Consider the following 11,256-nt stretch of genomic DNA (forward strand, 5'->3'; position numbering starts at 1 on the left):
CTTTTCTAAAAAATCTAACCTTTATAAAGAACCTTAATAAAAGCTAGAATTTAAGAAGATACTTATAACCCTAGCTTTTATCCTAATTTGTATTTTCACTCTCTTTAAACTTATTTTCTATTGGTCTTATAACCATTTCTTCATTTAGAATATTTATATTTTTAGTATTTAAATTTATTTCTCCAATATTTGGAGTTTGTATTCCATTTACATAGTAATAATATTGTGATTTGTTTAATACTATTACTGATAAAACCACATTATATAGTCCTTCTTTTTTAGATGTTGTAGTAATGTATACTATATATTTTATAGGATTATTTTTATCATTTTTTGATATATATTTATTATTTTTTATAGAATCATTTTTTATATTTAATATGAGCATATTCTGAAATTCATATATGTTACTAATTTCACATCTAATGCTTTTGTTGTTTAAGTAATTTTTAAAGATTTCATTATCTTCATTATATAGTATATCTCTTATACTTTGGCTTACACTTACTTCTTTTATTGCATTGTTTGTTATATTTTCACTTTTAATTCCACTCATTATAAGACTACTTACACTAACAAAAAGTACTAAAAAGATAGCCATTGCAGCAACAACTTCTACTAAAGATATCCCTTTTTTATTTGAAGTAATTTTCCTTACCATAAGTTCCTTTGTTAAAATCATACTTCTCATTCTCCTTGTAGTTTAAATTATAATACTCTATTTTAATACTAGCTTGGAGTATGTTATTCATATCATTATTTCCACTTAGATCCATATTATTTTTTTCTATTTTTATCTCATTTATATTTATTTTTCTTTTTTGATTTTCTATCTTTTTTACAAAGTTAATTATATCTTTAAATTTTCCATTTACTACAACTAAGGCATTATTTGCCATTACAGAATTTTTATTTAAATTTTTATTTTCTTCAGTTATGTTTGTATTTTTTGTATTATTATTTAAACTTTCATTAGCTACCTTATCACCTAAAACTTGACTTTTATTTTCAAAGGTTATATCCATTAGTTTTATATTTGAATTCTTTGAAATTTCCACTAAATTTTTTATCACATCAGCTTGTCTTTCAGTTTTTGGAAGTGTACTTAAAATTTTATTATAATCATATGTAATAGTATTTAATTTTGTTTCTAATTCATCTTCTCTATTAATCTCATTTAAAAGATCTATTTTTTCTCCATTTAATGTATTAGATTCTTCTTGCAATAAATTCCCCTTATTTTTCAGAGGCTTTACTATAAATAACTCTATAGCAATAAATGTAAAAATCAATATACTTATAAATAAAAGTAATTTTTCTTTTCTCTTTAACTCTTTTAAATATTTTAAAAATTTACTTTCTTTTTTAACTTTACCCATTGTCTTTTACTCCCTCTACTGAAATAGTAAATTCAACTTTATTTATTGCTTTTTGTTCTTTATTATCAGGTTGTTTTTCTAAATTTTCCTTGTCCACTTTATTATCACTTGTATTATCTTCATTTCCTAAAGTATTATCTAAGTTTATCTTAACATCCTTCATTGATATAACTCTTGCATTTTTATACAATTTGCTCATTTGAAGATTTGCTAAAAATACCGCAACATCTTTTTCATTATCTGCTGTTCCTTCCATAGATATTCCTTTAGTTGTAAATTTAATTTCCTCTAATGCCACATTATTTGGAAAATATTTTTTTAATGTATCTAAATAATCATAAGCTGATACATCTCTATTTATTTGTTTTAATTTATTTATAAACTTCTCTTTGTTTTTTATATCTGTTTTTATGTTCTTATAATCAGAAGCAATAAATTTATAATTTTTTATTTGTTCTTTTAAAGTTCCATTTCCTTTTTCTAAAGATTTATTATTTAAATATATAACACCACAATTTATAAATAATAATAAAGTAAGCAATATATATATAATTATTAAACTTTTCCCTATGTCTTTCTTTTTATTTTTTTCAATACTACTTGGATTAAGATTTAAATATTTTTTCATATTAATTTCTCCTTAAAAACAAGCCATAAAGGGGTAGAAATCGTATAAACTCCTTATTGCTATTTTTAATTTCTAGACCTAATTCTTCTGTATTTCTTATAATATTACTTTTTATTGTAAAATAATCTTCTATATAATTTCTTATAGCTTTATTAATAGTTAATGTTGATAATATTTCTATTTTATCAACTGAAGTTTCTCTCTTTCCTGATTCATAAAATTTTATTGTTTTTTCTACAATAGCCAAAAGATTGTCCATTAATTCTTTTATTTTAGGGTGCTTATTAATTATTTCTTTTATATCATATCCTTCTAAACTTATATCCCTTAAAATTTTTTCTAATGATAAATTTTTATCCTTATCATCTTGAACTTCTTTTTGATATTCATTAATTAAATTTTGAAAACCAAAAGGTATATTTCTTTCAAGCTTCATAATTCCATTTGTTGAAATAGATATATTACTAAAACTATATCCTAAATAAAACATAGCAATAGTTTTACCTTCATATATTAAAGAACTATTTACTAAAATTTTATTTATAGTATTTGTTAAAACATCAATAACATCTAATTTTTTATTTAATGCCTTGCTTAAATCAACATAAGCATCTATTTTTTTCTTTATACATGCTGCAACTAAAACGTCTAGTTTAGGATTATTTTTATTATTATCTTTATTGACTACTTCATAATCTAAATAATAATCTTCTCCATTTGGTATAAGTTCTTTTATTTCAAATTGAACAGTTTCCCTTAAATTTTCTTTTTTCATATAAGGAACTTGAATATATCTTGTTATAACATCACTTCCAAATATAACAAAAGAAATTTTATCTTCCTCTATATTATTTTCCAAAAAATATTTTAAAAGAATTTCAGATAAAGTTCTTGTATCTTTAATAAATCCTTCTTTACATAAACCTTTTGGAATAGGAATTGAATCATACATTTTAATTTTCTTTATATTTCCAACTAATATATCAACAAAATCATCTTTAACTTCTAAAACTATACTGTTTTTTTCTTTTAATCCAAACATCAATTTCCTCCTTATAAAAATAAGGATAAATATACATTAAGTATATTGCTTCCCCATAATACTGAAATTATTGCTCCTAAGAAAATAAAAGGGACAAATGCTATTTGAACTTTTCTTTTTCCCATACATAAAAGTACTATTGAAAAAATTCCTCCAAGTACTATTGAAAAAAATATTGTAAGTCCCATTAATTTAGGAGTTAAATATAATGCTATAAAAAGATATACTTCTAAATCTCCTCCACCAAACCCATTAATTTTTTTTGCTATTAAATAAATTATTCCAACAATAATAAGAGGTATTAATATACTAAGTATCCCTTCTTTTATAGGTTTCCCATTAAATATCTCTATTGTTCCAAATATTATTCCAAATATAAATCCAACTAAAGATACACTAAAATAAACTTCCTTTGTTTTAATATCTATAAATGTTGTTATTATAAGTATTGAAAATAAAACTATATATTTAAATGTTTCTATTGAAATACCAAATTTAATATACGTAACTAAAAATATAAATGCTGTTATTAATTCTACTAAAGGGTAAATAAAACTTATTTTCTCCTTGCAGCTTCTGCATCTTCCCCTTAATATAATCCAGCTTATTACAGGTATTAGTTCATATGCTTTAAGTTCTCTCCCACAATTTGCACAATGTGATGGAGGAAATGCTATATTTTCTTTCCTTGGTATTCTATAAATACATACATTAAAAAAGCTTCCAAATACCAATCCAAATATAAAAAATATTAATCCTATCATTTATTACTCCTCTAAAAGTTCTTTATAATAAACTTTTTAATCTTATAAGTTTAATTATTATCCTATTACCAATTTTTTAAACTTCCATCACTATCTAACACTAATTTAGAAGGATCTGTATTAATTATATTTTTTAACATTCCTAATGTATAAGCCGGTCCAAACATTTTATCATCTTTAACTTCATTAGCATTTAAACGATTATTCTTAATTAAAATCTCCACTACTCCACCTTTTCCATCTTGACATAGACTTGAAAAAAGAACCATATTATCAAATTTAACAGTTTCATTTGATACAGGTTTCCCATCTTCATTTCTCTTAACATATACATTGTTGCTATTAGGAACTAATAATCCATCATTGTAAGCAGCTTCTGCTGCATTATATATTACCTTTGCTTCTGATTGAATAGCTACTTTTTTTGACTTATCCACATATTGTATTACTCTTGGAACTGCAATTGCAGCCAATATTGCAAGTATTGCTATTACTGCTATAAGCTCTATTAACGTAAACCCTTTTTTCTTCATTAAATCCTCTCCCCCTTAGGATATAATTCATTAAAAGGCTGCCCTAGGACAACCTTTTAAATTTATATTAATAACATATTTTAGTGACTACCTGAATTAGTAGTTTTTAAAGATGAAAAGTTTCCACTATCATCTAATACTATATTTGTTTCATTAGTATTCATTATGTCCTTTAACTTAGCTAATGTAGTGCCTCCTCCAACTTTTGTATAATCAGCATTACTTAATAAATTATTTCCACCTGTTGTAAGTGCAGTAACTGCATCTTTTGCTGTCATAGCATTAAATTGAGTTTCACTAGTTACTCCTGTTAATCTTCCATCATTATAGGCAGCTTCTGCAGCATTATATATTGTTGTTGCTTCAGTTTGAACTGCAACTCTCTTTGATTTATCCACATATTGTATTACTCTTGGAACTGCAATTGCAGCTAATATTGCAAGTATTGCTATTACTGCTATAAGTTCTATTAAAGTAAAACCTTTCTTTTTCTTCTTCATAAGTTTATTCATATTATTTTCCTCCTTGAGTTTTTATTTATATATAAGCTTTTGGCCTATTTAACAGCGTCATACATTGAAAATATTGGTAAAACTAAAGATATTACAACAAATCCAACTAAAAATGCTAATAATATAATCATTATTGGCTCAACTAAATTAGCTAACTTTTCCAATGCAAAATTAGCTTCAGAATCATAAAAATCTGATGCTTTTTTTAAAATTTCTTCTACAGTTCCTGATTCCTCTCCAACCTTTATTGATTGTATAAGCATTTTTGGAAAAGTACTTTCCATTTCTAACCCTTCCGAAATACTTGAACCATTATTTATAAATTCTTTACTTTGTAAAAGTCTATCTTTTATAAATTCATTTCCTATAACATCTGCTGATATTTCAATGCATCTTATAACACTTACTCCTCCTCCAAATAAAATTGAAAAAGTTCTTGCAAATCTAGCAGTAAATATTTGCATTGAAATTGTTCTAATAAATTTAGTGTTTACTATAAATTTATCTTTAAAATAAATATATTTTTTATTTTTATTTAAAACAAATATTTTTAATATACTAATTATTATTAAAAATATTATTATGTAAGCCCATTTACTTTTTATAAAGTTACTTATCCAAATTACAATTTGAGTTGGAATTGGTAACACTTGATTTGCTGATAATAAATTTTGAACAAATATTGGCACTACAAAAGCAACCAATATACTTACAACAATTAATGAAAATCCCAATAAAAATTTAGGATAAATCAAAGCATTTTTTATCTTTTTTTCTTGCTTATATTGATTGTCATAATAATCAGCTAAACTTCCCATTATTTCATCTAATCTTCCAGTTTCTTCTCCTACTTGAAGCATGTATATAAAAAGGTTTGGAAGATCATCATATTTTTTAAATGCATCTGATATCATTTTTCCCTTTTCTATGTCATCAAAAACATTGTATAAAATACTTTTAAGTTTTTTATTTTCAACCTGCTCTTTTACAATTTCTAAGCTTTTAATAATACTAATTCCTGAACTTAATGAAAAGTACATTTCTCTACAAAATATTGATATATCCTTTTTAGGTATTTTTCTAAACATTCCTAAATCTAAATTAAGGGATGTTCCAAATTCCTCATAATTTATTAAAAAAAATCCCTTTTCTCGTAATAACTTTCTAAGTTCATTACAATCATCTATATCTATTTTTCCTTTAAGCACTTTTCCATTAAGATTTTTTGCTTCATACTTATATAAAGGCATATTTTTCTATATCTCCTTTATTCACTTATTAAGGTTATTCTCATAAGTTCATTAATACTACTTACTCCACCTTTTACAACTTCACTTCCACCTTCAAATAATGTTTTCATACCATTTTTAATTGCTTCATTCTTTATTTTATCAAAGGACTCCCTATTTAAAATAAGCTCTCTAATATTATGATTTATTTCCATAATTTCAAATATTCCAGTTCTTCCTTTATAGCCTGTCCCAGAACACTTAGGACAACCAACAGGTTTATATAAAGTAAGTTCTTTATTAGTGTCTACTCCTAATAATTTTTTTTCATATTCAGTTGCAGAGTATGCTTCTTTACAATTATTACAAAGTTTTCTAATTAATCTTTGTGCTACTATCCCAACAATTGATGTAGAAATTAAATAAGGTGGAATTTCCATATCCATTAATCTTATTATGGCTGAAGGTGCATCATTTGTATGTAATGTGCTTAAAACATTATGTCCTGTTATAGCAGCTCTTATTGCCATAGATGCTGTTTCTTCATCTCTTATTTCACCTATCATTATTACATCCGGATCTTGTCTTAGCATAGATTTAAGTCCTGATTTAAATGTTAATCCAGCCTTTGTATTAACATTTACCTGTACTATTCCTTCCATACTGTATTCAACTGGATCCTCTAATGTTATTACATTATTCTCCTCTGTTTTTAAATCTTTAAGTACTGAATAAAGTGTTGAAGTTTTACCACTTCCAGTTGGTCCTGTAACAAGAAGCATTCCATAGGGCTTATCTATTATTTTATTTAAAAGCTCTATATCTTTTTTTGTAAAACCTAAATTTTCCTTTGTAAATTCAAAGGAAGATTTATCTAATATTCTTATAACTAAATTTTCTCCATTTATAGAAGGCAAAATAGATACTCTTAAATCAATTTCTCTATTATCTATATTAACTAAAATTTTACCATCTTGAGGAGCTCTTCTCTCTGAAATATCCATACCACTTAACAATTTTATTCTAGTTACCATTGAATTTAATGGTTCCTTTGGTGCTTCAAATTGTTTTCTAAGTTTTCCATCTATTCTATATCTTATTATTACTTTATCCTTTTGTGGTTCAATATGTATATCACTTGCTTTATTTCTAATAGCATTTTCTATAATCCTATCTATAAGCTTTACTGCTGGAGATTCATTTTTATCATTACTTATTAAATCTTCTTCCTTTTCCTCTAACTCTTCCCTTTCATTAAGCTTAGCCTCTGTCTTTTCCATATAATTTTTAGAATAATATTTTGCAATTGCTTCATTAATTTCTTTTTCCATAGCAATTCCAACTTCTATTTTATATCCAGAAGATAATGTAACATCTTCCTCTGCAAATATATTTAAAGGGTCAGACATTGCAACAACAAGATGCCCTTCTCTAAATTTTACTGGTATTAAATTATATTTTTTTGCTAGAGCCTCTGATATTGTTGAAACTGCCTTCATATCAACATCAATTAACTCTAAATCTATTCTAGGAATTCCAAGTTGAAGTTCTAATAAGTTTAATAAACTCTCCTCTGTTATAAGTCCTTGTTCTACAAAAATTCTTCCAAGTCTTTTCCCTGTAGATTTTTGAATCTTTATTGCATCCTTTACTTGATCTTCTGTTATATATCCAAGCTCAACTAAAAGATCTCCTAATCTTTTTTTAGTATTCATATAATCACCTTAACTTTATAATAATTATACAATATTTTCATATGTACTTCTAATACAACTCCATTTATTTTCCATATTTTATTATTTAATTTACAATTTAAATTAAATATTTAAATAATTATAAGAAAAAAATGTAGAAAATAAACTTTCCTACATTTTTGCATACATCTAATGAGCTATTATTTCTATACCATCTTCTGTTACTAAAATTGTATGTTCCCATTGAGATGAAAGAGAACCATCTTCTGTTATTGCTGTCCAATCATTATCTTCATCAACAAAAACTTCATATTCACCTTGATTTATCATAGGCTCTATTGTAAATATCATACCAGGTGCAAGGACCATTCCTTCTCCTCTAGTTCCTACATGGGCAACAAAAGGATCTTCGTGGAACTTAATTCCAACTCCATGTCCTCCAAAATCTCTTACAACAGAATATCCATTTTCTTCAGCATATTCTTGAATTGCAGCTCCAACATCACCTAAGAATCCCCAAGGTTTAACTGCTTCAATTCCTCTTCTAAGACATTCTCTTGAAACTTCAACTAATCTTTTAGCTTCTTCTGAAACATTACCAATCATATACATTCTTGAAGCATCTGAATAATATCCATCTTTTATTGTTGAAACATCTACGTTTATTATATCTCCTTCTTTTAAAATAATATTTTCATCTGGTATACCATGACAAACTTCTTCATTTATTGAAGTACAAACGCTCTTAGGAAAACCTCCATAATTTAAAGGGGCAGGTATAGCACCATTTTTAATTGTATAATCATATACTATCTTATTAATTTCTTCAGTACTCATTCCTTCCTTTATTTTTTCTCCAACTAAATCAAGAATTTCATTATTTATTTTAGCACTTCTTCTTATTCCTTCTATTTGTTCTTCATTTTTTATAATTTCTCTTGAAGGCATAAGAAACCCTTGTCTTTTTAATGCTTCGTATTTTTCATCAAAATCAGCATGGCACTTTTTATACTTTTTTCCACTACCGCACCAACAGCTGTCATTTCTATTTATTTTCATATTTTTTACCTCTTTCCTTCATTTCAAAATAATATCTTAATTTATATTATATCCATTACCTAAACTTTTTTCAAAAATAATAATATTTAATTAAAAATCCAATAAATTTCCTTAACCTTACAATCACTATAATTATGAAAAAATAATATTATATTTTTTATTAAAAATACTTTACCTAAAATATAATTATAAATAAAAAAGCAAAATAATAAACCCTTAAGAAATAATATAATTAAAATTGTATTATTCTTATTAATTTACTATTTTGCTTATTTTATTAAATATATTAATTTTATAGTAGCCCTTTCTTATTCAAATTCCTTATTATATTTTTGATTGAATACAAGTTCCTTGTCTAATCCTAGATCATTACAAGCATCTTCAAAGCTACATCCATTCTCATCCATGTATTTTGCTACATAACTATCTATATTTGGTATAGAATTAATATCCATAATTTTATATTCCTCCTTTTATTTAATACTGACCATTATTATTTCCTTATAATAAATTTATATTCTTCTTATGTCATTTTTATTCCAATAAATTTACTTAATATAAATTATATTTAAATAACCTTTTTTTATTAAAAAATGAATTATTAATATAATATAAAAACTGCAGTTACTCACCATACTATAAATGAATAAAATTTTTAAAGGAGTGATATTATGAAAAGCAAACATAAAAGGGTTTATTCTAAAGAAAACTATAATGCTAATGGTTTTAAGCATAAGCAGCATTGGTCAAAGAATACATTTACTACAACAACAAAGGAACCTGGAATAAATGAAAGCGGAATTGAAGCTAAAAGAGAAGGATTTTAAAATAAAAAAAGCCATAGATTATAGAATCTAAAGCTTTATTGTGAATTATTGTAAAATAAATGGAGCTTAGTCACCGGCGAAAGTCCACTAAGCTCCAAAATTAGCACTTTACGTACCAACTGCTCATTAAATATATCATCTTTTAATAATATTTGCAACTATTTCTTATATCTTTTTGCATAACCACATTTTTTACATAAATCTTCCACTGCACATCTTTTTGAAAATCCATCATATAAGTTTTTTGCTCTCTCTGATTCTAGAATATCCTTTAAGTCTTCCTTAAATATATTTCCAAGCGGAATATTTCCTTCACTATCTAAACAACAAGGCACTACAGTTCCATCAACTAACACACCCATTTGATCTCTTAACCCATAACAAAATACCTCATCATCAATATCAAATTTATTAATATCTGGCCACTCAAATTTTTCTGCCATATTTAAATACATTCTATCTTTTAATTTTATGCCTCTACTTTTTGAAATGGCTTCTTTTAAATTTATTGAAAGGTTTAATTTCTTTTCTATGGAACTAATAATATATTCATTATATTTATTACTTCCCTTTATTTCCTCACTATCCATATTCCAAAGTCTTATAGATGTGATTATATTAGTATTTTCATTTGCTTCTAACATAAATTTTGTAACATTATCTAAATATTCTTCTAAAGATATATTATTATCATTTGCCTCAAAGCTATGAAGGGATATATTTACTTGTCTTAATGACTTAGCTTTTAATAAAATATCCTTGACATTATTTATTAAAGTTCCATTTGTAGTTATATTTACTTTTAATCCATATCTATTGCTTATATCTAAAAAACTTTCTAAATTTTTATTTAAAAATGGTTCCCCCATTAAATGAAAATAGACATAATCAGTATAAGGTTTTATACTTTCTATTACTTTTTCAAAAGACTCCCTATTCATAAATTGTAATTTTCTTTTTGTTTTTGGACAAAAATTACAACTTAAATTACATATGTTAGTTGTCTCAATATATACCTTTTTAAATCTTTTCATTTTCATTCTCCTATAATTTTTATTAATTCTTTTATTATAACCTATTTTATAACTTTATTAGTTAATAATTTAAATAAAATCATATATTAATAAAATAATTAAACTAAGCTAGTAATATCAAAAATTACTAGCTTAGTTTTTTCACTCTTTTCAAATATAACATACCTTTTCCTTAAACTTAGTATACCATCTTTTTACAGAGGCTCTTTCTCCAATATTTATTCTTTTATAAACTATATTAAGGGGTAATACTTTATTATCATAAACTTCTAAAAATATTGTTTTTCCATTGTTTTCTTCCCATACGCCTCCAATATTTTTACTTATTACTTCTCCAAGGTATCCTCCAAATGCCATTGATAAATCTATTACTTTATCATTATCAATAGTATCCATTTCAATTTCTTTATGAAATACCTCTAATATATCATCAAGGAAATTTAAACTTTCCTCTGAAAAATCTAATTTTATTCCCAAATTATTTTTTGAGAAAATTACGGCTCTAAGGGAAGCTTCTTTAAAAATTCTTTCTAATCTTTCCATATTTTAAAATAC

The 11,256-nt window shown here is 24.8% G+C and carries 14 protein-coding genes; 1 reads left to right on the forward strand and 13 read right to left on the reverse strand.

Annotation, left to right across the window (positions count from 1 at the left end; genetic code table 11):
• Positions 1-82 precede the first annotated feature (82 nt).
• From J2S18_RS00980 to J2S18_RS01030, 11 genes are all read right to left on the reverse strand, one after another.
• Positions 83-682 carry a type IV pilus modification PilV family protein gene (locus tag J2S18_RS00980; protein WP_307482040.1) on the reverse strand — a complete coding sequence of 200 codons (600 nt, stop codon included), beginning with the start codon at positions 680-682 and terminating at the stop codon, positions 83-85.
• Positions 636-1,379 (reverse strand): hypothetical protein, encoded by a 744-nt coding sequence (locus J2S18_RS00985; protein ID WP_307482044.1) that lies wholly within the window; start codon positions 1,377-1,379, stop codon positions 636-638. The genes J2S18_RS00980 and J2S18_RS00985 overlap by 47 nt, the downstream gene beginning before the upstream one ends.
• The gene (locus J2S18_RS00990) at positions 1,372-2,007 is read right to left on the reverse strand and encodes a PilN domain-containing protein (RefSeq protein ID WP_307482047.1); all 636 of its coding nucleotides are present in this window, start codon (positions 2,005-2,007) and stop codon (positions 1,372-1,374) included. Before J2S18_RS00990 ends, J2S18_RS00985 begins: the two co-directional genes overlap by 8 nt.
• A gap of 1 nt (position 2,008) precedes the next feature.
• On the reverse strand, positions 2,009-3,049 hold the full coding sequence (pilM, locus tag J2S18_RS00995; protein ID WP_307482050.1) for a pilus assembly protein PilM: 1,041 nt from the start codon (positions 3,047-3,049) through the stop codon (positions 2,009-2,011).
• An 11-nt stretch (positions 3,050-3,060) separates the two neighbouring features.
• Positions 3,061-3,813, reverse strand: coding sequence for a prepilin peptidase (locus tag J2S18_RS01000; protein WP_307482053.1), 753 nt, complete (start codon positions 3,811-3,813; stop codon positions 3,061-3,063).
• 65 nt (positions 3,814-3,878) lie between these two features.
• Positions 3,879-4,346 (reverse strand): prepilin-type N-terminal cleavage/methylation domain-containing protein, encoded by a 468-nt coding sequence (locus tag J2S18_RS01005; protein WP_307482056.1) that lies wholly within the window; start codon positions 4,344-4,346, stop codon positions 3,879-3,881.
• Between the two features lie 80 nt (positions 4,347-4,426).
• Positions 4,427-4,858, reverse strand: a complete 432-nt coding sequence (locus tag J2S18_RS01010) for a prepilin-type N-terminal cleavage/methylation domain-containing protein (RefSeq protein WP_307482059.1) — start codon at positions 4,856-4,858, stop codon at positions 4,427-4,429.
• 44 nt (positions 4,859-4,902) lie between these two features.
• On the reverse strand, positions 4,903-6,108 hold the full coding sequence (locus J2S18_RS01015) for a type II secretion system F family protein (RefSeq protein WP_307482062.1): 1,206 nt from the start codon (positions 6,106-6,108) through the stop codon (positions 4,903-4,905).
• A gap of 17 nt (positions 6,109-6,125) precedes the next feature.
• Positions 6,126-7,802, reverse strand: a complete 1,677-nt coding sequence (locus J2S18_RS01020; RefSeq protein WP_307482065.1) for a GspE/PulE family protein — start codon at positions 7,800-7,802, stop codon at positions 6,126-6,128.
• 168 nt (positions 7,803-7,970) lie between these two features.
• Positions 7,971-8,840: a methionyl aminopeptidase gene (locus J2S18_RS01025; RefSeq protein ID WP_307482068.1), complete on the reverse strand. Its 870-nt coding sequence runs from the start codon at positions 8,838-8,840 to the stop codon at positions 7,971-7,973.
• A gap of 308 nt (positions 8,841-9,148) precedes the next feature.
• Positions 9,149-9,295, reverse strand: coding sequence for a hypothetical protein (locus J2S18_RS01030; RefSeq protein ID WP_307482070.1), 147 nt, complete (start codon positions 9,293-9,295; stop codon positions 9,149-9,151).
• Positions 9,296-9,511: 216 nt separating this feature from the next.
• On the opposite strand from J2S18_RS01030, the gene J2S18_RS01035 reads away from it, so the two are divergent.
• Entirely contained in the window at positions 9,512-9,667 is a 156-nt protein-coding gene (locus J2S18_RS01035; RefSeq protein WP_307482073.1) for a hypothetical protein, read from the forward strand.
• 158 nt (positions 9,668-9,825) lie between these two features.
• Here J2S18_RS01035 and J2S18_RS01040 read toward each other — a convergent pair whose 3' ends face one another.
• Together J2S18_RS01040 and J2S18_RS01045 are read right to left on the reverse strand one after the other, a co-directional pair.
• Positions 9,826-10,701, reverse strand: a complete 876-nt coding sequence (locus J2S18_RS01040) for a radical SAM/SPASM domain-containing protein (protein WP_307482076.1) — start codon at positions 10,699-10,701, stop codon at positions 9,826-9,828.
• Between the two features lie 150 nt (positions 10,702-10,851).
• The gene (locus J2S18_RS01045; protein WP_307482079.1) at positions 10,852-11,244 is read right to left on the reverse strand and encodes a hypothetical protein; all 393 of its coding nucleotides are present in this window, start codon (positions 11,242-11,244) and stop codon (positions 10,852-10,854) included.
• Positions 11,245-11,256: the final 12 nt, after the last annotated feature.

The sequence above is a fragment of the Eubacterium multiforme genome (assembly GCF_030813415.1).
In the GTDB taxonomy this organism is placed as follows: domain Bacteria; phylum Bacillota; class Clostridia; order Clostridiales; family Clostridiaceae; genus Clostridium; species Clostridium multiforme.

What these genes read in the sequence shown, in the direction of transcription:
- J2S18_RS01015 (WP_307482062.1), bottom strand. Translation starts at nt 6,108, where the DNA reads ATGCCTTTATATAAGTATGAAGCAAAAAATCTTAATGGAAAAGTGCTT.
- J2S18_RS00980 (WP_307482040.1), bottom strand. Translation starts at nt 682, where the DNA reads ATGATTTTAACAAAGGAACTTATGGTAAGGAAAATTACTTCAAATAAA.
- J2S18_RS00990 (WP_307482047.1), bottom strand. Translation starts at nt 2,007, where the DNA reads ATGAAAAAATATTTAAATCTTAATCCAAGTAGTATTGAAAAAAATAAA.
- pilM (WP_307482050.1), bottom strand. Translation starts at nt 3,049, where the DNA reads ATGTTTGGATTAAAAGAAAAAAACAGTATAGTTTTAGAAGTTAAAGAT.
- J2S18_RS01030 (WP_307482070.1), bottom strand. Translation starts at nt 9,295, where the DNA reads ATGGATATTAATTCTATACCAAATATAGATAGTTATGTAGCAAAATAC.
- J2S18_RS01005 (WP_307482056.1), bottom strand. Translation starts at nt 4,346, where the DNA reads ATGAAGAAAAAAGGGTTTACGTTAATAGAGCTTATAGCAGTAATAGCA.
- J2S18_RS01000 (WP_307482053.1), bottom strand. Translation starts at nt 3,813, where the DNA reads ATGATAGGATTAATATTTTTTATATTTGGATTGGTATTTGGAAGCTTT.
- J2S18_RS00985 (WP_307482044.1), bottom strand. Translation starts at nt 1,379, where the DNA reads ATGGGTAAAGTTAAAAAAGAAAGTAAATTTTTAAAATATTTAAAAGAG.
- J2S18_RS01010 (WP_307482059.1), bottom strand. Translation starts at nt 4,858, where the DNA reads ATGAATAAACTTATGAAGAAGAAAAAGAAAGGTTTTACTTTAATAGAA.
- J2S18_RS01040 (WP_307482076.1), bottom strand. Translation starts at nt 10,701, where the DNA reads ATGAAAAGATTTAAAAAGGTATATATTGAGACAACTAACATATGTAAT.
- J2S18_RS01035 (WP_307482073.1), top strand. Translation starts at nt 9,512, where the DNA reads ATGAAAAGCAAACATAAAAGGGTTTATTCTAAAGAAAACTATAATGCT.
- J2S18_RS01045 (WP_307482079.1), bottom strand. Translation starts at nt 11,244, where the DNA reads ATGGAAAGATTAGAAAGAATTTTTAAAGAAGCTTCCCTTAGAGCCGTA.
- J2S18_RS01025 (WP_307482068.1), bottom strand. Translation starts at nt 8,840, where the DNA reads ATGAAAATAAATAGAAATGACAGCTGTTGGTGCGGTAGTGGAAAAAAG.
- J2S18_RS01020 (WP_307482065.1), bottom strand. Translation starts at nt 7,802, where the DNA reads ATGAATACTAAAAAAAGATTAGGAGATCTTTTAGTTGAGCTTGGATAT.